The 21207-nt window shown below is 68.4% G+C and carries 21 protein-coding genes; 13 read left to right on the plus strand and 8 right to left on the minus strand.

Going from position 1 to position 21207, the window contains the following annotated elements:
- Nucleotides 1-2 precede the first annotated feature (2 nt).
- Complete coding sequence (locus VF632_RS01840; RefSeq protein WP_331021137.1) at nt 3-611, plus strand: hypothetical protein; 609 nt, start codon at nt 3-5, stop codon at nt 609-611.
- 16 nt (nt 612-627) lie between these two features.
- Here VF632_RS01840 and VF632_RS01845 read toward each other — a convergent pair whose 3' ends face one another.
- Together VF632_RS01845 and VF632_RS01850 are read right to left on the minus strand one after the other, a co-directional pair.
- Entirely contained in the window at nt 628-1041 is a 414-nt protein-coding gene (locus VF632_RS01845; protein WP_331021138.1) for a type II toxin-antitoxin system VapC family toxin, read from the minus strand.
- Complete coding sequence (locus tag VF632_RS01850) at nt 1041-1385, minus strand: hypothetical protein (RefSeq protein ID WP_331021139.1); 345 nt, start codon at nt 1383-1385, stop codon at nt 1041-1043. Before VF632_RS01850 ends, VF632_RS01845 begins: the two co-directional genes overlap by 1 nt.
- 109 nt (nt 1386-1494) lie before the next feature.
- Here VF632_RS01850 and VF632_RS01855 point away from each other — a divergent pair, with 109 nt between their 5' ends.
- The 4 genes from VF632_RS01855 to VF632_RS01870 are packed head-to-tail and all read left to right on the plus strand — an operon-like array spanning nt 1495 to nt 7436.
- Nucleotides 1495-2628, plus strand: coding sequence for an aromatic ring-hydroxylating dioxygenase subunit alpha (locus VF632_RS01855; RefSeq protein ID WP_331021140.1), 1134 nt, complete (start codon nt 1495-1497; stop codon nt 2626-2628).
- A complete protein-coding gene (locus tag VF632_RS01860; RefSeq protein ID WP_331021141.1) occupies nt 2625-3758 on the plus strand; it encodes a GNAT family N-acetyltransferase in 1134 nt (377 codons plus the stop codon). Before VF632_RS01855 ends, VF632_RS01860 begins: the two co-directional genes overlap by 4 nt.
- Nucleotides 3755-6574 carry a CRTAC1 family protein gene (locus VF632_RS01865; RefSeq protein ID WP_331021142.1) on the plus strand — a complete coding sequence of 940 codons (2820 nt, stop codon included), beginning with the start codon at nt 3755-3757 and terminating at the stop codon, nt 6572-6574. Before VF632_RS01860 ends, VF632_RS01865 begins: the two co-directional genes overlap by 4 nt.
- On the plus strand, nt 6555-7436 hold the full coding sequence (locus tag VF632_RS01870) for a hypothetical protein (protein ID WP_331021143.1): 882 nt from the start codon (nt 6555-6557) through the stop codon (nt 7434-7436). The genes VF632_RS01865 and VF632_RS01870 overlap by 20 nt, the downstream gene beginning before the upstream one ends.
- 119 nt (nt 7437-7555) lie before the next feature.
- On the opposite strand, the gene VF632_RS01875 is transcribed toward VF632_RS01870, so the two are convergent.
- Nucleotides 7556-8083: a DinB family protein gene (locus VF632_RS01875; RefSeq protein WP_331021144.1), complete on the minus strand. Its 528-nt coding sequence runs from the start codon at nt 8081-8083 to the stop codon at nt 7556-7558.
- A 267-nt stretch (nt 8084-8350) separates the two neighbouring features.
- Here VF632_RS01875 and VF632_RS01880 point away from each other — a divergent pair, with 267 nt between their 5' ends.
- The 3 genes from VF632_RS01880 to VF632_RS01890 all read left to right on the plus strand — a co-directional run bounded on the left by VF632_RS01880 (nt 8351) and on the right by VF632_RS01890 (nt 11694).
- Nucleotides 8351-9190, plus strand: a complete 840-nt coding sequence (locus VF632_RS01880) for a hypothetical protein (protein WP_331021145.1) — start codon at nt 8351-8353, stop codon at nt 9188-9190.
- Nucleotides 9187-10182, plus strand: a complete 996-nt coding sequence (locus VF632_RS01885; protein WP_331021146.1) for a Rieske 2Fe-2S domain-containing protein — start codon at nt 9187-9189, stop codon at nt 10180-10182. The genes VF632_RS01880 and VF632_RS01885 overlap by 4 nt, the downstream gene beginning before the upstream one ends.
- 750 nt (nt 10183-10932) lie before the next feature.
- Entirely contained in the window at nt 10933-11694 is a 762-nt protein-coding gene (locus tag VF632_RS01890; RefSeq protein WP_331021147.1) for a lipopolysaccharide kinase InaA family protein, read from the plus strand.
- Here VF632_RS01890 and VF632_RS01895 read toward each other — a convergent pair.
- Both VF632_RS01895 and VF632_RS01900 read right to left on the minus strand, forming a co-directional pair.
- Nucleotides 11655-12722, minus strand: coding sequence for a glycosyltransferase family 9 protein (locus VF632_RS01895; RefSeq protein WP_331021148.1), 1068 nt, complete (start codon nt 12720-12722; stop codon nt 11655-11657). The two genes, VF632_RS01890 and VF632_RS01895, sit on opposite strands and share 40 nt — an antisense overlap.
- Nucleotides 12701-13732 carry a glycosyltransferase family 9 protein gene (locus VF632_RS01900; RefSeq protein ID WP_331021149.1) on the minus strand — a complete coding sequence of 344 codons (1032 nt, stop codon included), beginning with the start codon at nt 13730-13732 and terminating at the stop codon, nt 12701-12703. Before VF632_RS01900 ends, VF632_RS01895 begins: the two co-directional genes overlap by 22 nt.
- 174 nt (nt 13733-13906) lie before the next feature.
- Between VF632_RS01900 and VF632_RS01905 the strand changes: the two genes are divergently transcribed.
- Complete coding sequence (locus VF632_RS01905) at nt 13907-14125, plus strand: DUF4254 domain-containing protein (RefSeq protein WP_331021150.1); 219 nt, start codon at nt 13907-13909, stop codon at nt 14123-14125.
- Nucleotides 14118-14390: a DUF4254 domain-containing protein gene (locus VF632_RS01910; RefSeq protein WP_331021151.1), complete on the plus strand. Its 273-nt coding sequence runs from the start codon at nt 14118-14120 to the stop codon at nt 14388-14390. Before VF632_RS01905 ends, VF632_RS01910 begins: the two co-directional genes overlap by 8 nt.
- A gap of 269 nt (nt 14391-14659) precedes the next feature.
- Here VF632_RS01910 and VF632_RS01915 read toward each other — a convergent pair whose 3' ends face one another.
- Nucleotides 14660-15322, minus strand: a complete 663-nt coding sequence (locus VF632_RS01915) for a DUF6338 family protein (RefSeq protein ID WP_331021152.1) — start codon at nt 15320-15322, stop codon at nt 14660-14662.
- Between the two features lie 163 nt (nt 15323-15485).
- On the opposite strand from VF632_RS01915, the gene VF632_RS01920 reads away from it, so the two are divergent.
- From VF632_RS01920 to VF632_RS01930, 3 genes are all read left to right on the plus strand, one after another.
- Complete coding sequence (locus VF632_RS01920; protein ID WP_331021153.1) at nt 15486-17255, plus strand: amidohydrolase; 1770 nt, start codon at nt 15486-15488, stop codon at nt 17253-17255.
- Between the two features lie 2 nt (nt 17256-17257).
- Nucleotides 17258-18451 carry a patatin-like phospholipase family protein gene (locus tag VF632_RS01925; protein ID WP_331021154.1) on the plus strand — a complete coding sequence of 398 codons (1194 nt, stop codon included), beginning with the start codon at nt 17258-17260 and terminating at the stop codon, nt 18449-18451.
- Nucleotides 18452-18591: 140 nt separating this feature from the next.
- Nucleotides 18592-18768 (plus strand): hypothetical protein, encoded by a 177-nt coding sequence (locus VF632_RS01930; protein WP_331021155.1) that lies wholly within the window; start codon nt 18592-18594, stop codon nt 18766-18768.
- A 484-nt stretch (nt 18769-19252) separates the two neighbouring features.
- On the opposite strand, the gene VF632_RS01935 is transcribed toward VF632_RS01930, so the two are convergent.
- Together VF632_RS01935 and VF632_RS01940 are read right to left on the minus strand one after the other, a co-directional pair.
- Nucleotides 19253-19792: a hypothetical protein gene (locus VF632_RS01935; RefSeq protein ID WP_331021156.1), complete on the minus strand. Its 540-nt coding sequence runs from the start codon at nt 19790-19792 to the stop codon at nt 19253-19255.
- Between the two features lie 20 nt (nt 19793-19812).
- Nucleotides 19813-21189, minus strand: a complete 1377-nt coding sequence (locus VF632_RS01940; protein ID WP_331021157.1) for a pyridoxal-phosphate dependent enzyme — start codon at nt 21187-21189, stop codon at nt 19813-19815.
- Nucleotides 21190-21207 lie beyond the last annotated feature (18 nt).

Raw genomic sequence — 21207 nt, forward strand, 5'->3', positions numbered from 1 at the left:
GCATGCTGCGGAGGATTCCGGCCTGGGTGTGGGTGGCGGGTGGGGTGACGGGGGCGGTGTTCGCCTTTGCGCGCAAGCAGAACCGGGGCGACCGGGTGGGCGGGCCCATCTCACTCCCGAAGACGCTCTGGCTGAACTACACGCTGATCTCCTGGTTCGTGATCCCGGGCGCGCTGCTGCGGCGCGACGACCTGTCGCCGGGCGCGCGGGCGGCGCTGCAGGCGCACCTGATGAGCTTCGTGGCGCGTGGATCGGCGGAGATGTGGCTCCTCTATCGCACGCACTCGTGGCGAGTGGCGTACGGCGTCGGGCACGACGCGCTCGATCTGGCGCTGATCACGGTGGCGCTGCGGCGGGGCGGTCGCGGGGGAGCGGCGGATGGGGTCGCACGGCGGCACCTGGATGCGATCCGCGCGACGCTGCTGTTCGAGATGGCGTTCGCGTCTCTCTTCCACCTGGCGATCGACGGCAGGACGAAGGGGGAGGACGGCATCTACTTCGCCTCCAACGAACCACAGTTCCGCCGCATCAACGCGCTCACGGCCGCGGTGGACGTGGCGGCCTACGCCCGGCTGATGCTCGTGATGCGCGACATGGTACGGCTTCGATAGAAGCGATGCGCAGGGCCTACCAGAGGTGGTCGGCGCCGATCACCCGCGCGATTTCCGGATCGCGGGTGATGAGTGGATAACCGAGGGCCGCGGCCGTGGCTGCGATCAGGCGATCGCCGCGCTCGGGAATCTGGAAGAGTTCGTGCGCGTGAAGGACAATTTCGGGGGTGAGGCTCACCAGTTGGTATCGCGACGGGGTCGCCTCGAGCCGACGCACGAAACCAGGGAATGGCTCAGGGAAGCTAATGCGGCGCCTGGTAACAGCTTCATCGATTTCGACCAGAGACATCGTGGAAACGCAGACGACAGCTCGGGCGCTATCCACCTGATCGAAGAACGCTTGGGCTTGCCGCCCGAGTTGGTGGCGCTGGTCAGAGAGCCACCAAAGCAACGCATGCGTATCCGCGACTGCGATCTCCGGAGTGGCCATTACGCCTCGTCGCTGTGGCCACCGAGAATGGAGTCGAGCTTCGCCCGTGCCAGTTCCGCCTGCTCCGCTCGGTCCCGAGCGAGAAACACTTCGGGATCCGCGTGCAACGTCGCGTATCCCCGGAGCGGCCGGGGCTCAACGCCTACGCGTGCACGAAGCGCGTCTAGGTCGGCCTGGAGCCCCTCGATTTCGCGTTTGCGAACCAGCACCACGTGTTCGTCGTAGCTGCGGTGCGAGAGTTCAACCCTGGACCGGCGACCGGTCAGCACCTCCTCGACCAGATCGAATAGCCGGCTGCGTGCGGCGGTGATGGGCAGGACTTCGTTCTTGTTCGGCTGAATCATCCCGGCCTCCAAGGTGTACAGGTTCACGTACAGGTAAGCTAATCCCGCAGCTCGGGCACAACAAGTCGGTGATCCGCTGAAGATCCGGAACCCACATCCAGGCAGTCCCATGCAGGTTCAGACCTCCATCTCCGTTCCCGCCATCACCGGGTGCCCGAGCGAGCGCCCGACCGATGCGTGCGAGTCGCGCCCCATCATGCGGTTCCGTTGCGGGACGCTGCACGAGAACTGGTACATCGCCGCCCTCTCCAAGCAGGTGACGGCGAAGAAGCCGTACGCGGCCACTATCATGGAGGAGCCGATCGTGCTCTTCCGCGGCGGGGACGGCCGGGCGACGGCGCTCATCGACCGCTGCCTGCATCGCAACGCCGCGCTCAGCAAGGGCGACCTGTTCGACGGGTGCATCGGTTGCCCCTACCACGGGTGGACGTACAACGCCGAGGGCGAGCTGGTGATCATTCCCTCCGAGAGCCCCGAGGTGCGGCCGCGGGAGGGGCGGCGGCTGGAGCGCTTTCCCGTCCGCGAGCAGGACGGCTTCGTGTGGGTGTACCTGGGAACGCCGGAGCGCGCGGCGGAAAAGGAGCCCTTCCGCTTTCCGCACGCGGACGAGCCGGGGTGGCGCTCGTACGTGATGCTGACGCCGTTCGAGGGGGACGTCACGGACCTGGTGGAGAACTTCATGGACGTGCCGCACACGGCGTTCGTGCACTCCGGCTGGTTCCGCAAGGCGGCGAACGTCAAGCGCGCCGAAGCGACCATCGAGCGCACGGCGGACGCGGTGCACGTGGAGTACTTTCAGCCGGACGACTCCATCGGCTTCAGCAAGTGGCTGCTGAACCCCGACGGCAAGCCGATGGTGCACACGGACCGCTTCTTCATGCCCAACATCACCCGCGTGGACTACATGTGGGGCGACCAGCGTGGCTTCGTCATCACCTCGCAGATCACGCCCATCACGCCCGACCGAGCGATGGTGTACACCGCCATCACCTTCCGCTTCGGCGTCTTCAACCCGCTCGCGCGGTGGCTGCTTCCGCCGTACACGCGCACCGTCATCCAGCAGGATGTGCGCATCATGGAGGTGCAGACCGGCAACCTCCGCCGCTTCGGGGCACGGCGGTTCAGCGGCACCGCGGCGGACGAGATCCATCGCGCCATCGAGGCCCTGCGCGACCACGCCGCCGCCGGAGAACAGGGCCCGCCGCCCGAGCCGATCAGCACCCGCATCGAGTTCTGGATGTGACGGATACGGCCACCGCCGCCATCCACCTCCGCCGCGCCAATGAGGACGATGGCGCGGCGATGTGCGAGCTGTTCGCGCGCGTGCCAATGGAAACGGAACTGGCGCTCTCCATCCGCCGCGACCCGGACTTCTCCGCCCTGCTCCGCCTGCAGTCGGACGATTGGGAGTGCTGGGTGGCGGAAGAGGATGGATGCGTGGAGGCGATGGCGTCGCTCGTCTTCCGCGACGGCTACCTGGGCGGGGTCGAGCATCGGATTGGCTACCTGGGGGACCTCCGCCTGTCCCCGGCGGTACAGGGGCGCCACCTGCTGAACCGCGTCTACGGCCCTACACTCACCGCGTCGATGGAGTCGCGCGGGTGCGCGGCGTCGCTGACGGCGGTGATTGCGTCGAACGAACGCGCCCTCCGCGCGCTCGCGGCGCAGAACCGGCGGCAGCGCGGGATGCCGCGCTACACGCCCCTGTGCGACTTCCGCATCCGCAACGTGCACCTGGCGCTGCCCCGGTTCCGCCAAGGCAGCGCATTTCGAGTGCGGAGGGCGACGGAAATCGACATCCCCACGCTCGCCGCGTTCCTGGACGCGGACGCGCGCCGCCGCCCGTTCGGCCAGCCCATGCCGGAGGCGGAGCTGCGGCGGCGCCTGCGCGAGTGGCCGGGGCTTCGCATCGACTCGTTCTACCTGGCGGAGGACGGCTCCGGCGCGCTCGCCGGATGCGTGGCGATGTGGGATGCGGCACCAGTCAAGCGCACCATCGTTGCCGCGTACCGTGGCGGGATGCGTCGCGTGAAGATGGGCTACGACCTGGCCGCGCGGCTGCTGCGTTTCCCCCGCCTGCCCGATCCCGGGCAGGAGCTGCGCTACCTGTACGCCACGCACCAGGCCGTGCCGTCCGGCGATCCAGCCGTGCTGCGCGCGCTGCTACACCGCGTCTACGCAGACCATCGCCGCCGCGGCTACGTGCTGCTCTCGTTCTTTGCGCCCGAAGGCGATCCGCTGGACGCCGCGTTCCGCGGGTTCCAGTTCACCGATTTGCCGGCCCGCCTGTTCGTCGTCACTCCGCCGGGCGTGGAGCCGCCGGCGGAGTGCTTCGCGCCCGGACGCCCCGGCTTCGAAATGGCCCTGGTATGACGCCCCCCATCTCGACCCCCGCCGCACCGCCGGCCCAGGTGCCGGCGCTACGCGTCGCCTCCGGCGGCCCGAAGGCGCCAGGCTGGCGCGGCACCATTCCGTCGCGCCGCGACATGCGGTGGCCTTTTGCCGCCATCCTGACGCTGTACGCGGTGATGGGCGTTTCGTGGCTGGGCTTCAACCGCTCGCCCGCGCAGATCCTGCTGACCATCGCCGCCGGCTGCGCGCTGGACGTGGTGCTGCACCGCATCCTGCGCCGCCGCGAGTGGCTGTTTCCGCTCAGCGCGTACATCAGCGCGCTCTCGCTGTCGCTGATCCTGAACTACTCGCACGACTACTTCCTGCTGCTGCTCCCGGTCGCCATCACCATCGGCTCCAAGTACCTGCTGACATTTGGCGGACAGCACACCATCAATCCCTCGCTCGCCGGCGTCGCCACCACGCTGCTGTTCGCGGGCGGGCTGATCACCACGGCACCCGCGTACCAGTGGGGCGGCCACTGGGCGATGTCGGCGTTCATGGTGACGGCGGCGCTCTCGCTGTTCGTGTTTCGCGTGGGCCGCGGGTGGCTGATCGTGTCGTTCCTCTTCTTCTACGCGCTGCAGACGGCCCTGCGCGCGTACGTCATGCGCCACCACCTGCCGCCGGAGATGCTGTTCCTGGGGACGATGACCACGCCCCCTTTCTTCCTCTTCACGTTCTTCATGCTGACGGATCCCAAGACGTCGCCACCCAATGCGCGCGGACAGGTGGCGCTGGCCTTCGGGATCACCGTGGTCGATCTGTATCTGCATACGAAGGAGAGCGTCTTCACCTTCTTCTACGCCGCGTTCGCCATCGCGATCAGCCGCTGGGCATTCCTTCACCTGCGCGAGATGTGGCGGATGGGGGCGCTCCCGCACCTGCGCGTGGCGGTGGACCGGGGGACGCTGCGGACGGTCGGCGTGCTGGGGGCGATGGTGACGATCGGCGGGACGGCGTACGCCACCGTCATCCGCCCGCACGTGGTGATGGACGACGCAGGGTTCGTGCTGCGCGAGGTGCCCGCGGCGGAGAGCGGGCTGGGCGTCACGATGGACCGCGGCAGCTACGACCTGGTGGATCCGCGGCTGCGCCACATCTCCAAGTGGCTCCTGTCCGTCGGCGCCTCGGTGGCCGCGGGCGACGTGAACGGTGACGGGCTGCCGGACCTGTTCCTCACCCATCCGCTCGCGAGGGACGAGGACCGCGCCGCGCTGTACCTGAACCGTGGCGGCTTCCATTTCGAGCGCGTCGCCGTCCCCGCGCTGGACTCGCTGCGGATGGCACCCGAGAGGCACGGCTTCGCCTCGTACGGGCTGTTCTTCGACTACGACGAGGACGGCGCGCTGGACCTGCTGGTTCCCGTCTCCTTCGGGCGGACGCGGCTGCTGCGCTCGCGGGTGGCGGAAACCGGCCGCGTGGAGTTCGAGGACATATCCGTGGCCGCTGGGATGCCGGAGTACACCATCTCCGTCGCCGCCAACGTGCTGGACTATGATCGCGACGGGCGCCCGGACCTGCTGATCGGCAACGTGCTCGATCCGTGGCTGCCCGGGTACGAGCACCCCACGCGCCTCAATATCTTCGAGCTTCCGCAGCCGGAATTCGACGGCGACCGGCGCATGTTCCGCTTCATGCACGACGGCTGGCACGACGCGCGGAACGGCGGGCGCAACGTGCTTCTGCGCAACGTGGGCGGCCGGTTTCAGGAGATGAACGCGGCGGCGATGGGTATGCCGGAGACGCACTGGACGCTCTCTATCGGCACGGCCGACCTGAACGGCGACGGGTGGACGGACCTGTACCTGGCCAGCGACTTCGGGCGCGACGACCTGTACCTGAACCAGGGTGGACGCGGCTTCCGGCGCGTGGCCGGGCGCCTTTTCGGACACGTGGGGATGGATACGTACAAGGGGATGAACTCGTCCATCACCGACTTCGACCGCAACGGCTGGCCAGACGTGTACGTGAGCAACGTGCACCAGGAGTTGCAGGCCGAGGGGTCGCTGCTGTGGATGAACCGCGGACCGGACGTCCGCGGCACGCCGCGGTTGCGCGACGAGGCGACGGGACGCGGCGCGCTGAACGAGGACCGCTTCGGGTGGGGCGCGGGGGTGGGAGACCTGAACAACGACGGCTGGCCGGACGTGGTGCAGGCCAACGGCATGGTCGACGACCGGCTGGACGAGCGGTACGCAGGGTGTCCGGACTACTGGTACGTGAACCACAAGCTGATGCAGGCCGGCCGCGAGGTGCACACCTATGCCGACATGTGGGGTGACATCCGGGGCCGCTGCACCTATCCCAACGAAAGGCGCCGCGTGTACCTGAACCGCGGTGGCGATGCCCGCCCGCAGTTCGTGGACGTGGCCCCGCTCGTGGGCCTCACGGCCGGCGACAACTCGCGCGGCGTCGCCATCGCCGACCTGGACGGCGACGGCCGCCAGGACGTGGTGATCGCGAACCAGCACGCAGGTCCCACCCTCCTGCGCAACGCCCCCTCCGCCAAGGCAAAGGCATCGCACTGGATCGGCCTGCGCCTGGTGGGAAACGGCAAGAGATGCGGTCGCGAAGCCTACGGCTCCACGGCCACGGTGCTCATCCCCGGCGAGCGCCCCCAAACGCGCGAGGTGCAAGCGGCCAACGGCTTCTCCTCCCAGCACGACACCCGCCTGCACTTCGGGCTAGGGGCCGCCGCGCCGACGGTGGTAAGCGTCCGCATTCGCTGGTGCGGCGGCGCCACCACGGAGCACCGGCTGACGCGGGACGGGTATCATGTCTTACGGCAGGGATGAAGCTCGCTTCAGAGAGAAAACCGTTGTGACTGCCCCAGTCCTCTACCTCGATACACTTCACATCTCGCGCTTGGCTCGCCATCCCGGCGAGACGTCCTGTGCGGCCGTGTTGGAGCTCCTACAAAAAGGATCCGCTCGACTGGCGTTTTCGGTGTTGCACATGGTCGAACTCTCTGACCCTGGATTCAAGAGCTTTCCCGACGTGTGCACTCTTCTCGACACAGTACCAATCGCATGGGCAATAACGCCAGAAAAGCTCTTCGACCGCGAAGTCGAGGCCGGATTCGCCCGCGCACTCGGAGCGCAGCCACCGAAAGTGCGTGCCTTCTTCGAAACCCCGGCAGCAGCCCTCAACTATCTGGCCTTGGAGAATGCTCCTCCTTCGGACGCTCTCCAAGTGATGCGCGAGAACCCGCACCTTCGTGCCATCCTCCTTGATGAGGCCGACGTCCACGCTCGAGATTACGACACGATAAAGACGGAAGCCGCTGCGGTACGACGGCCGCTTGAGCCGCTACGTGCCCGCATTCGTGATCAACAGATCCGACAGACACCTGCGGGAATTCATCTTCCGGTACCCTTACCGCCGGACGTCATCGTCGAGCGCGCTGGAGGACTGCGTGGTTTCCCCGCCTATGAGGTATTTCAGACACTCAACGTCACCCGGTTAAGAGACACCAAATATCGCACAGAGAGGAACACGATCATTGATGAATGGCACGCGGTTTATTCTCCTTACGTCGCAGCGGTGGCCCTCGACCGGGCAACAGCTAGGCGCTTTCTATCCACGCGCTTGCCGGCAACAGACCGCGTGACAGAGAAAATTGCGGATATTCCCGGTCTGCTTGGGGCTGCGGTTTAACCGTTTAGAGTTGCCGACAGCTGCACGGTATTCTACGGCACCGATCTGCGCCTTCTCAGCATTTCAAGAACAAGCCCCCACCGGAATCGGCAGGGGCGTCGGTATCGCGCGAACTCCGGCTAGTTGCCCTGGCTCGACGGCGGAACCATGCCCTTGATGCGCATGTACGTGACGATGTTGCCGTAGTGCTCGAAATCGTGCCCGGCGTTCATCACCAGTGCCGCCAAGCCCGTCCGCTCCTGGCCGAAGAGCCGCACCGTGCGCAGCGCCGCCTCGTCGGAGATGGCGTAGGCGCGGTCGCAGATGGCGTTCGCCGCACGGAGCGCTTCGATGATCGCCGCCTTGTCCGTGAGCTGCTCCGCGTTCTGCGCGTTCTGCCGCTGCTCACCGAGTACTGCGGAGCAGATGGCGCCCTCCGCGTTGGCGACGTGGCCGACCAGCTGTCCGAAGGTGCGCACGTTCTCCGTGGGCCGGAAGCCGTACTCTTCCGCCGGCATCTGCTCGGCGGCGGCGAGCACGTAGTCGCGCGCCGCGGTGTAGATCGAGCGCACGGAGCTTACGGCGGGATTAGCCGGTGCGGCGGCGGGCGCCTGCGCGAGGACGGGCGTCGCACACAGCGTGAGCACGGCGGTCATGAGCCACTTCATCGTTGCCTCTCGTTCGATGGACCTGCAGGACGGCAGGGGATTGCTCGGGTCGCGAGCGTCCGTGTATATGGGTGCTGCAGGGGCTGAATGCAAGGTTTTTCGCTCGACCCACCGATCCGGGATCAGTTGACCCACAACACGCCGATGTCGACATCCACGGGAAGCGCAAAGTCGGAACGTACTGATCGGTTACGCGACAGCTACGCGGACTGTGATTACGCCGCGCTCACCCCACGTAAGCTGGCGGGGGTCACACGGGAGCACGGGGTGGATTTCGCGACGGCGCTGCTGTACGACCGCATCCGCCACGCGGAGCCGCACCGCGCGTTCATCGACGCGGTAGATGCCATCGATCCCGCTGCGTCGCTTCCGCCGACCTCGGCGCGGCTGCTGATCGCGCCTGCTGCGTTCTGGCGCGAGTACCCGCAGTTGGGCGCGGATGGCGCCGCCGTGCTGAACATCGCTCGCGAACTGGGGATCAGCGCCGAACGCATCCCCACGCCCAGCACCGGCGGCGTCACCGAGAACGCACGGATCATTCGCGAGGCGCTGGCGAAGGAGGAGGACGGCTCCGTCATCCTAGTTTCGCTCAGTAAGGGCGGCGCGGACGTGCGGGTAGCGCTCGAAGAAGGCGGGGCGCCGCTGCGGAAGGTGCGCGCGTGGATCAACGTCTGCGGGCTGGTGCACGGAACGCCACTCGTGGACCAGTTCTTCGCTGGGCCGTGGTGGCGTCGGATAGTGGTTCGCGCGTTCCTGGCGCGCCATCGTGCGGACTTCCGCCTGATCCGCGAGCTGGGGCACGCGCCGGGGTCGCCGCTCTCCGCGCGCGCCGTGGCGCCTGAAGGCGTGCACGTGATCAACGTGATCGCCTGCCCGCTTTCGGATCACACCTCGGGCGCCCTCGCGAAGCGCCATCGCCAGCTCTCCGCGCTCGGCCCCAACGACGGGAGTACGCTGCTCACCGACGCCATCGTGGACGGCGGGGTGATCTATCCCGTCTGGGGTGCAGATCACTATTTTCGCACGCCCGATGCGCCGATGCTCATCCGGCGCATCCTGCTGCACCTGGGCACCGCCAGTCATCTCCCCGCCTCCCCCGCTGCATGACCGCCTCCACCGAAGCGCCGTTCGTCTTCGATCCGCCGTCGCGCGCCGCCGCCTGGTACCTGCTTGCCCCCTCGTCTTCCCTGCCCCGCGGCCGGGTGCTGACGCGGCGCATCGGCGAGGACGAGGTGGTGCTCTTCCGCGCCGAATCGGGTGCGGTGGGCGCCTTGGCCCCGCACTGCTGGCACATGGGCGCGCACCTGGGCAACGGCTGCGTCACCGGCGAGCACCTGCAGTGCCCGCTGCACCACTGGGCGTGGGATCGCGACGGCGTGGCCGGCGAGATGGCCGGCGGCGGGCGCGCGCCGGCGTCTGTGCGGCAGCCGGGGTACGCCGTGGCGGAGCGGCTGGGCGGAATCTGGGTGTGGATGGGGGACGGGCCGCCGGGCCCGGTGCCGGGTTTCGAGACGTTCGCGGACGACGAGCTGCTGACCTCGCACGGCCGCCCCGTGCGCCTCCGCTGCGCCTGGTACGCGCCCGCCGCGAACGGCTTCGACGAGCAGCACCTGAGCACCGTGCACGGCCGCGCCCTGCGCGAGCGCCCCGAGGTAGACGTGCCGGAGCCGGGCCGCATGCGGATGCGCTACCTGTCGCGCGTGACGGGAACGGGCTTGGCCGACCGCATCATGAAGCGGCTTTCCGGCGATCACATCCGCGTGCAGATCAACTGCTGGGCGGGCAGCACGGTGACGGTGGAAAGCGACCTGGGCCGCACCCGCAGCGCGCTTCTCCTTGCCTTCGTCCCCGTCGCCGGCGAGGTGGAGGTGACGCCCGTGTTCACCACGCGCCGTGGCGGCCTGCCGGGGATGGCGCGCCTGCGCCTGGCGGCGGCGCGTTTCCTCTTCACCCGCTTCATCGAAAAAGACGTGCAGGTGATGCAGGGGATGCGCTTCCGTCCGCGCACTCCACTCCGGGGCAATGAAGCGCTGGAAACCTTCCTCCGCTGGGCCTCCACCCTCCCCGGCGAACGCACTCCGTATTCAAGCACCCCCTGACGCCGCTCCACATCGCCGCCCCACCGCGCGATCTGTCATCCCGATGGAGCGACCGCCCCGAACCTGCCCGTGTACTGGGGTTCGCAGCGACTGAGGGATCCGCCACACAGCACGCAACTCAGCTCCGGAGTGGCAGACGCCGTCGATGCCGGTTGTCGTTCGCGCGTGCTCGTACGCCACCGGCGACACCCCCAGAACAGCGGATTCGTGCCCTCCCGGCCGCAACGCGTCCGCAAAATGTGTGGCGGATCCCTCAGTCGCTGCGGTCTACGTCGCTACGGCCGGTTCGACGTGGCCGCTCCGTCGGGATGACATCGTGCGCGCCCCACCTGCCGAAGCGCGATCGAATTCTCCCCTCTCCCGCTTGCGGGAGAGGGGTCGGGGGAAGAGGGCGGCCGAGGCATGCGCCGACCCGATTCGAGCCGCCGTGATGTCGCGGCCTCTGCACAGGTGACCGCTGCCGCGCCCGAGCTTGGAAGTGCCCCAAGCTAGATCCTTCGCCCCGCGAGGGATGTTGTGCGAGCTAGTACGGCGCGCTTGGGGCTCAGGATGACAGTTGTGCGGAAAGGCCGGTGTAACGCACGGCACTAGCTCCCTTCCCCCGCGCAGTTTGCGGGGGAAGGGCTGGGGATGGGGGGCGGCCGAGGCATGCGCCGGCCCACGTCGTACCTCACCCAAGGCCCGCCAGGGTAATCCGTTCGGCTGCGGCGCACCTTGCCGTCCCCCCTCCCGCACGGCAGGTTCCCGGGAATGGATTGGAAGACCTACGTAGGCCGGCACGCGCTGGCGGACTTCGTTCCGCTGGAGCACCAAGGCGCTCGCATGCTGGTGCGCAGCGGCTACGAAGACGCCGCGCGCCTGCTGGTCGAGCAAAAGGCGCTTCCGGCCATGGAGATGCTGGGGGGCGGCCGCCAGGCGCACCCCGTGGTCCTGCTGCAGACGGGCGAAAAGGTCGTCGTGCGCCACTACCGCCGCGGCGGGCTGGTGCAGCGCATCAACTCGTCGCGCTACTTCGGCGGGAACCGCGCATTCGACGAGCTTCGCGCCACGGAGCGGGCGCGCGCGGGGGGCGTGAGGACGGCGCGGGTGCTGGCCGCCATCGAGCGGCCGCGGACGCTGGGATACCACGCCACGCTCGCCACCCTGCTCATCCCGGGCGCGACGGACGCGGCTGCATGGCTGGAATCGGCGGCGGAGGGGCGGCGCGAGGCGATGCTGCGCGAAGCGGGACACCAGATCGCGACGATGCACGAGGCCGGCGTGGCGCATCCGGACGTGAACCTGCGCAACCTGCTGGTGGTGGAGCGCGACACGGCGCCGGAGGTGTGGCTGCTGGACTTCGACAAGGCGCGCGTGCACCCCGGCCCCGTCCCCCGCGCGCGCCGTGCGGCGGAGCTGCGGCGGCTGGCGCGCTCCGCCCGCAAGCTGCGCGCGCCCATCGATCCCGACGGGTGGATGGCGGTGCGCGAAGGCTACGGCGACGGCTGGCCGCGCGGGCTGGTCCTGGGATAGTCCCGCAGCGCCCGTTCGACCTTTCCCGCCACCTCGTCCACCGTGATGCGCTCCATCCGCCCCGGCCGGTGCCCCGCCGTCACGGCGTAGTCCTCTCCCGCCTCGCCGAACGCATCCACCATCAGGTCCAGAAAGCGGCGGTACGGCCCGTAGCGCTTGGGATTGGTGTAGCCCATCAGCGCCACCGTGGGCGTGCCGAGCGCAACGCCCACGTGCAGCGGCCCCGTGTCGGGCGACACGAGCACGTCCGCCCGCTCCGTCAGGTACGCCAGACGCCGCAGGTCCCACTCGCGCAGGTCCAGCGGCGGGTTCCGGGCGAGCCGCCGAATGGTCGTCGCCGCTTCCTCCTCTCGCGCCGACCGACCGCCCACGAGTACCGTCCACGCGCCGAACTCCGCCACCAGCCGATCGGCCAGCGCGGCGTACCGCTCCGCGGGCCACTCCTTTTCCGGCTTCGTCGTCCCGACCACCATCGCCACCGTGGGACCGGGCGAGTCTGGAAGCAGGGGAGCGTACCGCGCGCGCTCGTCGGCCGACGCTTCCAGCCCCCACTCCAGCCGCCGCGGCACGCCCAGAAAATCGAGGAACTCCAGGAATTCGTCCTGCACGTGCGCACGCGGGCGCGCCGGCAGCTTCTGCGTGCTGAACAGCCAGGTGAGGTCCCGCGCCCGCGCCCGGTCGTAGCCCACGCGGACCGGCGCGCGGGTGAGCGAGGTCGCGACGCCGGCCTTGAAGTACGCCTGCAGGTTCAGCGCGACGTCGAAGCGGCGGCCCGCCAGTGCCCGTCGCAGGTCGCGCAATCCGCCGATCCCCCGGTCCCGGTCGAACACGACGGTTTCGTCCACCGCCGGGTGCCCCTGCACCAGCGCCGCGCCACCGCGCTGCAGGATCCACGTGATCCGCGCCTCCGGCCGGTGCGCCTTGAGCGAGTTGATCACCGGCAGCGTGTGCACCGCGTTGCCGACGGTGCTCATCATCACCACCGCGATGCTGTCGAGCGGCGCGTTCACCGGTGCGCCCGCGTCCACAGGTCCACCTTCTCCAGCACCTGCTCGACGGTGATTCGGCTCGTGTGGCCGGGGCGTTTTTCGATCGACACGGGATACGCCTCGCCGGGATCGCCGTACGCGTCCACAATCAGTTCCCGGAAGCGGTACGGACCGGTGCGCCTGGGATTCGTGTAGCCCATCAACGCGATCGTCGGCGTGTTCAGCGCGACGGAGATGTGCATCGGCCCCGTGTCGAGCGAGATGGTGAGCGCCGATCCGTCGATAATCCCGACTAGTTCGCGGAACGGCACGCCGAGCGTGGAGATGATGGGATGCCGGGCGCGAGCGATGATCTCGTGCTCCGTCTCCAGTTCCCGCTCCGATCGCCCGCCCCCGAGCACCGGCTGCAGCTCGTACCGCTCCCACAGCGCATCCGCCAACGCGGCCCATCGCTCCGCAACCCACTCCTTTTCGGGATGCGTGCTGCCGATCACCAGGCACGCCGCGGGACGTGGAAGCCCGGCGTGGAAGGCGTCGCGCGCCGCCTGCTCGTGCTCCCACGGACCCAGGTTCCACTCCACCGGCTCGTACGCGACGCCGAGCGCATCCAGGAACTCGAAGTACTGGTCCTGCACGTGCTGCGGCGCGTGAGGCGGAATCCGGGGACCGGTAACCAGCCAGTTCCAGTCGCGCGCCCGCGCCCGATCGAACCCCAGCTTCACCGGCGCCTGCGCCAGCGCGGTGACGATGCTGGCCTTGAAGTACACCTGGAGGTCCAGCACCAGGTCGAAGCGGTGCCCCGCCAGCTTGCGCCGCACGTCGGCGAAGGCGCGCCAGCCGCCCTTGCGCTCGAAGACGACGATCTCGTCCACGCCGGGATGCCCGCGCACCAGTGACGCCGGGCCGGGCTGGAGCACCCAGGTGATGTGGAGCGTGGGATCGTGCCGCTTGAGCGCGGTGACCACCGGCAGCACGTGCACGGCGTCGCCCACGGCGCTCATCATCACGATCAGCACGCGCGCCGAGCGGGGAAGCGGAACCAGCGCCAACGATGAACCTGCGGATGGGGGAAGCGAGATCACCCTGTGGAGAGGGGCCCGGACGCGCTGAAGATAGCGTGGGGGGCGGATGCGGCAAACGCGGGGCGTGGCGCCGGGATGCGCCCCCATGTACATTCGCGCCGCTGTCACCGGGGCCGCCGCCCCGCCAACGGGACATGGGCAATGAACGAAAGCATCGGCACCCTGATCGCGCGCCTGGCCGAGACCAACGTCGAGCTGTGGCACGAAGAAGACAAGGCGCGCGTGGACGACGACCACCAGGTGGCGGCCGCCAAGCGCGCCGTCGACAAGCTGAACCAGCGGCGCAACGACCTGATCGAGCGCATCGACGAGGCGGTGATGGAGGCAGTGCGCACCGCCCGCGGGGGCACCGATGGCTGAAACGGTCGGCTCGCTGGTCGACAAGCTCAGCATCATCGAGCTCAAGATCTACCACATGGCCGAGCAGGCCGCGCGCGACGACATCACCCCCGACTTCCGCGACCGCTGCAACCAGCGGCTGGAGGTGATGCACCTTCAGCGCGACGACCTGGCCGAGGAGCTGTCGACCCTGCTCACGGACATCGCCTCGGGCCGCGTGGTGCCCAAGGTCTATCGCCAGTTCAAGATGTACAACGACCCGCAGTACAAGCGCCCCTCCGCCTGACGGGCGGATGCTCTCAATTCGAACGCCGCCGGGTGAAGCTCACCGGCGGCGTTTTCGCATTCGAACCCTATCGATCGTTACCCCTCAGAGTCACGCCGGCCATTCGTAGAATTGGCTTCACGCGGACCAGAGTAGTTGGAGCCGCCGATCGGAGTGAGTTTGCCGAGCGGCGCTGGGACGAAATCAGGACGAGGCGTCATTGGCTGACGATTGATACCACCTTTGGAGAACGTTCCCTCCTCAATCGGGCTGACATCTTTCTGCATATCTCACTCCCTCCGAAGGGGTCGGGACGACAAACCAAGCGGCTCGATCGTGAGGGCTTCGGCCGGTCGGGCTAAATATACGCGATCTGCCCCGTAAAGTTTACCCCCTGTGGCCGAGTCGAACACCTCGACCTGACCCAGCAGCAACTCGGCCTTGTCGTACGTGTCCGAGAATGCCTCTACCCATCCGAAATACGTAAGCTGATGCGCTTGGTCTCGCACCGTGATCCAGGTGGTTTCCGGTGAATTGAACATCAGCGCCCACACGTCGAGATCTCCAAAAGCACGGGAAAGCCTCAGCCGCCGTGCGACGCGATGCGCGACCTTATGGTTGATTGCAGCAGAAGCGATCCCGCCTAGGAGGATTGCGATGAGTCCGGTCAGGGCAATTTCGCCACCAGCCAGACTCTTGCTACCGTCCAGGAGTGTGACGAAGAAGCTGACATGCGGAGGCGCGGGCAAGCCGAGAAGTGCGGCACCACCGGCGGAAACCGCCCAGCCGGTGTACAGCAGCAGATAGGAACCCACGCCCAGGACGAACGCGTTCGTAAGGAACTGTGCCGGTGTCCTCTCCCGATGGGCAGTCAGCGAGTCTACCAGAAGTGCGCAGAGCACCCCTGGAAAAAACAGCAGCACCACGCGAAGTGTGAACGTCGACAGTTCCATCAGGACATCTCCTCGGCACCTCACAAGTGAACGGAGTTGGCACACTGTAATCTGGACGTCTGGATCACGCAAGCATCTTCTTCGGACCGTTCGTTGTCACGCCACGGGCTGGCGCGTTATCATGTGTGAACCCGCGATTCCACACCTTCAGCGACGAACGCGTATGATACCGCGCTCACGCAGCACCCTGCTGGCCCTGCTCGCGCTTTCCGCCTGCGCTACTGCGCCGCGGCCCGGCACGAACCCCGTGCCTGTGCCCCCGCGCTCGCCCGGCTGGCCGCACCCGGGGCCCGGAACGCCGGCCGAGCGCGCGAACGCCGCGGACATGGTGCTGCTGGGCGGCCGCGTGTTCCTGGCCGACGAGGCCAACACCGTCGCGGAGGCGCTCGCCATCCGCGACGGCCGCGTGCTCGCCGTGGGCTCCGACGCGGCCATCCGCGACTATGCCGGGCCCGGCACGCAGATCGTCGATCTGGACGGCAAGCTGGTGACGCCCGGGTTCAACGACGCGCACATCCACTTCGGCGCCGGAGGCCAGGGGCTGCTGAACGTGAGCCTGCTGGGCACCACCTCGCTGGCCGAGATCGAGCGCCGCGTGGCCGCCGCCGCCGCGCAGGCGCAGCCCGGGGAGTGGATCCTGGGACGCGGCTGGGACCACACGCGCCTTCCCGCCTCGGAACTGGGCGCGGGCGGCTGGCCCACCAAGGAGGTGCTGGACCGGGCCGCGCCCAACAACCCCGTCCTGCTTTCGCGCGTGGACGGCCACACCTCGTGGGCCAACACCGCGGCCCTGCGCATCGCCGGGGTCACCCGCACCACGGCCAACCCGTCCGGCGGCGAAGTGGTGCGCGACGCGCGCGGCGAGGCCACGGGCATCCTCAAGGAAACCGCGGAAGGGCTGGTGAGCCGGCACGTTCCGGCACCCACGCTGGCGCAGGCCCGCCGCGGCATCCGCGCGGCGCTGGACCTGGCCGCGCGCACGGGCGTCACCAGCGTCCAGACGGACGTGTGGGGCGCCGACATGGCCGTCTACAAGCAGCTGCGCGACGCGGACTCGCTCACCGTGCGCGTGTACGGCTGGCACCCGCTGGAACGGCGGGTGATCGAGGGGATGCGCGAGCTGGGCATCACCGCCGGCTATGGCGACGAGTGGCTGCGGATGGGGATGCTGAAGGGGTACACCGACGGCACGCTGGGCTCGCGCACCGCCTTCATGCTGGAGCCCTTCGCCGACGACCACTCGCACCGGGGGCTGCCGCAGTACACCAACGCGCAGCTCGACTCGCTGGTCACCGCGGCCGACGCGGCGGGGCTGCAGGTGATCCTTCACGCCATCGGCGACGCGGCCAACCGCCAGGCGCTGGACGCCTTCGAGCGCGCCGCCCGGGTGAACAGCGAGCGCCCGCGCCGGCACCGCATCGAGCACGCCCAGGTGCTGGACCAGGCCGACATCCCCCGTTTCCGGCAGCTGGGCGTAATCGCCTCCATGCAGCCCACGCACGCCACCAGCGACATGCGCTGGGTGGATACGCGCATCGGCCGCGAGCGCGCTACGGAGGGCGCCTACGTGTGGCGCTCGCTGCTGAACGCCGGCGCCACCGTCGTCTTTGGCACCGACTTCCCGGTGGAGCCCATGCCGCCGGTGGAGGGCATCTACTCGGCCGTCACCCGCCAGAGCCGCGAAGAGCCGGGGACTCCGCCGGGCGGCTGGATGCCCGAGCAACGGCTGACCCGCCAGGAGGCGATCCGCCTGTACACCGCCACCCCGGCGTACGGCGAGTGGCAGGAGACCCGCAAGGGAGTGCTGCACGCCGGCATGCTGGCCGACCTGGTGGTGTGGGACCGCGACCTGCTGACCGTTCCGGAAGGCGAGATCCTGCAGGCCGCGCCGGTGATGACGGTGGTGGGCGGCCGCGTCGTGTACCGCCGCTGAACGTGGAAGAGCGGCGGGCGGCGCGCAGCGAGGCCGGGCGCGAGTTCGCGCCCACGGAAGGCGCCACGACGGACCGCGGGGAGCTGGCGGTGGTGCTTACCGGCGGCGGCGCGCGCGGCGCGTACCAGGTGGGGCTGCTGAACTACCTGGCCAAGGCGCACCCCGACATCAAGGTGCCCATCTGGACCGGGGTGTCGGCCGGTGCCATCAACATGGCGCTGATGGCGCAGCACCACGGCACCTTCGCGCAGGCCGCCAACGAGCTGGCCTGCCTGTGGAGCGAGCTGCTCCCGGAGCGCATCTTTCGCGTGGACGCCCGGTCCCTGGCCGCCAACTTCGGGCGCTGGGGACTGCGGCTGGCCGGCGGTCCGGAGGGGCGGGTGCGCGGGATGGTGGATACGGGACCGCTGCGGGCGTTCCTGGAAGAAGCGCTCGCCCCGGTGAACGGCGAGCTGACGGGGCTGGACTACAACCTTCACCGCGGCACCCTGCGCGCCGCCGCCATCAGCACCACCGACTACACCACCGGCACGTCGGTGGTCTGGGTGCAGGGGCGCGACATCGAAACGTGGGAGCGGCCGGGGCGCACCAGCCGCCACTGCCGGTTCACCATAGACCACGTGATGGCATCGGCCGCGCTGCCGCTGTTCTTTCCCGCGGTGCAGATCGGGCCGCACTGGTACGGCGACGGCGGCATCAAGATGACGGCGCCGCTCTCCCCCGCCCTGCACCTGGGCGCCAGCCGCATCCTGGCCGTTTCCACCCGCTACGACCGCACCCGCGCCGAGGCCGCGGCGCCGGACGTGGCCGGGTATCCGCCGCCGGCCCAGATCATCGGGATGATGCTGGACTCGGTGTTCCTGGAGATGGTGGACCAGGACGTCGCGCGGATGGAGCGCATCAATACGGTGGTGGAGCACGTGCCGCCGGAGCATCGCAAGGGGATGCGCCCGGTGAAGCTGATGGTGATGCGGCCGTCGCGAGACCTGGCGCGCCTCTCCGCCGAGTACGAGCCCCGCCTTCCACGCGCGTTCCGCATGCTGACGCGCGGGCTGGGCACGCGGCAAACGTCCAGCCCCGACGTGCTCAGCATGCTGATGTTCCAGCATGACTACGCCAAACGCCTGATGGCCCTGGGCGAAGAAGACGCCGAGCGCCGCGGCGCCGAGCTGGCGGCGTTCCTGGGCGACGAGTAGCCCGGTCTGCGGGTCTCTCTCACAAATGAGTCATTCGACCCACGCCCCCGGCCGGGGTTGAGCGCATCTTATCAGGCGTAGACCGCGAGGGGTGGATGGACCACCTCCGCAGCAGAAACTACCGCCTGGAGTAAAAGACGATGCGTGCCCGTGAACTGTTCTCGCTCGCTGCCTGCCTGACGATCTTCGTGGGCGGCCACATGGTTTCGGCGCAGGCGCTTCGCGCTCACGAGAGCGAGGCGGACGCGAAGAGCACGGCCGAGCAGGTGGACGCGCGCTGGCACACCGGTCCGCGCGGGCTCACTCCCGGCCAATGAAGCGCCGTCTCCACGTCACCATGTAAGAACCGCCGCGTCGAAGCTCGACACGGCGGTTCTTTGTATCCAGGGCTCCACCGAATGGGTCATGCGCCTTGGGGCTCGTTGGTGTGCCCTCGCGCAATCGAGAAGAGCCGGACCGGGGTGTGAAAGGGTGGGGAGGTTGCAGAGATCGTCTTGCGGGATCTTCACACCGGCTGAGCCGTCGCGGACGGCAAGATTCTGTGACTTGCCGCGTCCAATTTGATCGGACGTATTTTCCAGACCATCCCAGCAGACCGGCCATGAGGCGGTGATTGCGCGAGAAGCCAAATGGCACGACCTGTTGCATCTCAGTTTACAACTGGAACCACGCGTCGTGATCTGTAGTAATGTCGCGCCGGATGTGATCGACGGCCCAACAGGGCTAATTCCGCTCGGAATCACACGCTCGCGCACAGTCACGGTGGTATGAGGCGGGACGGCAAGATGTGGCGCTGTGTGGTCATCCCTCCACCTGCGGCTCTGCTGCGGGGGCCGTCCCGCCCCCCGCGTCGGCGGCCGGTGCAGGCAGGGCCCGCTGTTCCGCGACGAACTGCTCCAGCGAAAGAGTGATCCCCAAGGCTTCGGCAGCCGCCAATGCGTGGCGAATCCGCTCAGTCGCCGCAGTTATCAGCGCCTCGGGTGAGGCTGCAGCGTCGCGCTCAGCGACGAGCCGGGCGTTCTCGGCTGGGAGGGTCGCCAGTTGAATAGCCGTACGAGCCCGAATGGCCTCCGCTGTTGCAGAGATGAGGTCCGCCTTCGCCTCAGCTACATGAGCCTCCGCCGTCTCACGTGCTGCCGACGCATGCACGCGGTCAGCTTCTCCACGCGCTAATTCGACCTTAGCGTCAACGAACTCCCCCGCTCGGCTGGTGAACAGCGGGAAACGATTCTTCAGATGCTCCCAGAGTTTGGGAATTACCCCGAGCAACCCCGCGGTGAAGCCGCTACCTCCTTCAGGGCGTTCTTCGCGTAATGTGACATCAATGCGTTCGTCGCTCATCGGATCATTACTCCTTCCGATTAAGCGTACGCGGACACGGCGACACCTATGTCGATCCCATCGACTTCGAGGCCGTTCCCCCCAAGCGCGATGTCGAGAGCACTAAGGCCTCGGACTGCGTCGCCCAACACTTCGGCTGCGGTATCCGCGTCAACCCATACGGGGACCTCGGCCGACACACGAAGGAGTGGAGTTGGCGCGTCGTCAGTGCGGCCTCGAGCCACCTCCACTCGCTCGGTGCGGGTGAAGGTGGTCGCACCAGCACCACCAGGCCCATCAGGAACCAGCTTCGGGGGAGGATGCGCTGCATCCGGTCCCGCTTCCTCTGTAGCGACGGAGTTGCCCTGGTCGGCTGATGGGCCTATCCACATAACATCCGAATACGCGCGCCGTCCCCAGCGGAAGAAGCTCCAAGGGTCGCGCCCATTGTACGGCCGGTTCCACTCCACCGGCTCCCGCGGCGGCACGTCGCGCCGCACGCCCTTCGCCTCCAGCCACGCGTCGTTATAGACCGTGTCCTGGTAGCGGTAGCCCTCGTCGGGAAAGATCACGGCCGTGAGCGAGTCAGGATGGTTGCGCGCCCACCAGTCCGCGACCAAGAACGCCGCGCCGCTCGTAGGGCCCATATGCAGCGCGTGCTCGCGGTGCAGCCGCCGCGTGGCCTGGAACGCCTCCGCCGCGCCCACCCAGTGCACCAAGTCGAACGCCGTGTGATCCACGTTGGCGGGTATCAGGCTGTTCCCCACCTCGCGCAGCAGCCATCCGTCGTTCCCCGCGTCCGTCTCCCCGAAGATCACGCTGCCGTGCGTATCCACTCCGATGACGTTGAGCTCCGGCAGGATCAGCCGCAGGTACGACGAGATTCCGCAGACGCTGCCGCCGGAGCCCACCGAGCCCACCAGGCAGTCGATCCCGCCCACCGCGTGCGCCAGCTGCTCCGCGCAGGGCGCGTAGCTGCCGGGATTGTGGGGGTTGCTGTACTGGCGGGGGCAAAAGCTGCCGGGGGTGCTGGCGAGCACCTTCTCCAGCACCTCCTGCCGCACCTGCCGAAAACCCCCGGACGCTCCCGCCTCGCGAACGATGTGCACGGTGGCGCCCAAATCCTCCAGCCGCCGGAGGAGCGGCGGGTCAATGGCGGGGTCGCCCACCAGCGTCAGCGGGTGCCCCTGCAGCGCCGACACCATGGCCAGGGAAAGCCCGAAAGTCCCGGAGGTGGCCTCGACGATCAGGCCACCCGGCCGCAGTTCGCCCTCTTCCAGCGCCTTGCGGATGATGAAGCGCGCCGGCAGCAGCTTCATCAGCGTAAAGACGAGGCCGATGAGGTTGGGGCGCAGCCACACCAAGCGGGGCAGCGCAATGGCGTCGACCAAGTTGGCGCTGATGACGGGGCCGCTCATGAAACCACCTCCAGGTGC

It is taken from the genome of Longimicrobium sp. (assembly GCF_036388275.1).
GTDB lineage: Bacteria > Gemmatimonadota > Gemmatimonadetes > Longimicrobiales > Longimicrobiaceae > Longimicrobium.

Bases quoted from the DNA above. Each gene is read 5' to 3' on its own strand.
- VF632_RS01840 (WP_331021137.1), top strand. From the start codon at position 3: ATGCTGCGGAGGATTCCGGCCTGGGTGTGGGTGGCGGGTGGGGTGACG.
- VF632_RS01845 (WP_331021138.1), bottom strand. From the start codon at position 1,041: ATGGCCACTCCGGAGATCGCAGTCGCGGATACGCATGCGTTGCTTTGG.
- VF632_RS01850 (WP_331021139.1), bottom strand. From the start codon at position 1,385: ATGATTCAGCCGAACAAGAACGAAGTCCTGCCCATCACCGCCGCACGC.
- VF632_RS01855 (WP_331021140.1), top strand. From the start codon at position 1,495: ATGCAGGTTCAGACCTCCATCTCCGTTCCCGCCATCACCGGGTGCCCG.
- VF632_RS01865 (WP_331021142.1), top strand. From the start codon at position 3,755: ATGACGCCCCCCATCTCGACCCCCGCCGCACCGCCGGCCCAGGTGCCG.
- VF632_RS01870 (WP_331021143.1), top strand. From the start codon at position 6,555: ATGTCTTACGGCAGGGATGAAGCTCGCTTCAGAGAGAAAACCGTTGTG.
- VF632_RS01875 (WP_331021144.1), bottom strand. From the start codon at position 8,083: ATGAAGTGGCTCATGACCGCCGTGCTCACGCTGTGTGCGACGCCCGTC.
- VF632_RS01885 (WP_331021146.1), top strand. From the start codon at position 9,187: ATGACCGCCTCCACCGAAGCGCCGTTCGTCTTCGATCCGCCGTCGCGC.
- VF632_RS01890 (WP_331021147.1), top strand. From the start codon at position 10,933: ATGGATTGGAAGACCTACGTAGGCCGGCACGCGCTGGCGGACTTCGTT.
- VF632_RS01905 (WP_331021150.1), top strand. From the start codon at position 13,907: ATGAACGAAAGCATCGGCACCCTGATCGCGCGCCTGGCCGAGACCAAC.
- VF632_RS01910 (WP_331021151.1), top strand. From the start codon at position 14,118: ATGGCTGAAACGGTCGGCTCGCTGGTCGACAAGCTCAGCATCATCGAG.
- VF632_RS01915 (WP_331021152.1), bottom strand. From the start codon at position 15,322: ATGGAACTGTCGACGTTCACACTTCGCGTGGTGCTGCTGTTTTTTCCA.
- VF632_RS01920 (WP_331021153.1), top strand. From the start codon at position 15,486: ATGATACCGCGCTCACGCAGCACCCTGCTGGCCCTGCTCGCGCTTTCC.
- VF632_RS01930 (WP_331021155.1), top strand. From the start codon at position 18,592: ATGCGTGCCCGTGAACTGTTCTCGCTCGCTGCCTGCCTGACGATCTTC.
- VF632_RS01935 (WP_331021156.1), bottom strand. From the start codon at position 19,792: ATGAGCGACGAACGCATTGATGTCACATTACGCGAAGAACGCCCTGAA.
- VF632_RS01940 (WP_331021157.1), bottom strand. From the start codon at position 21,189: ATGAGCGGCCCCGTCATCAGCGCCAACTTGGTCGACGCCATTGCGCTG.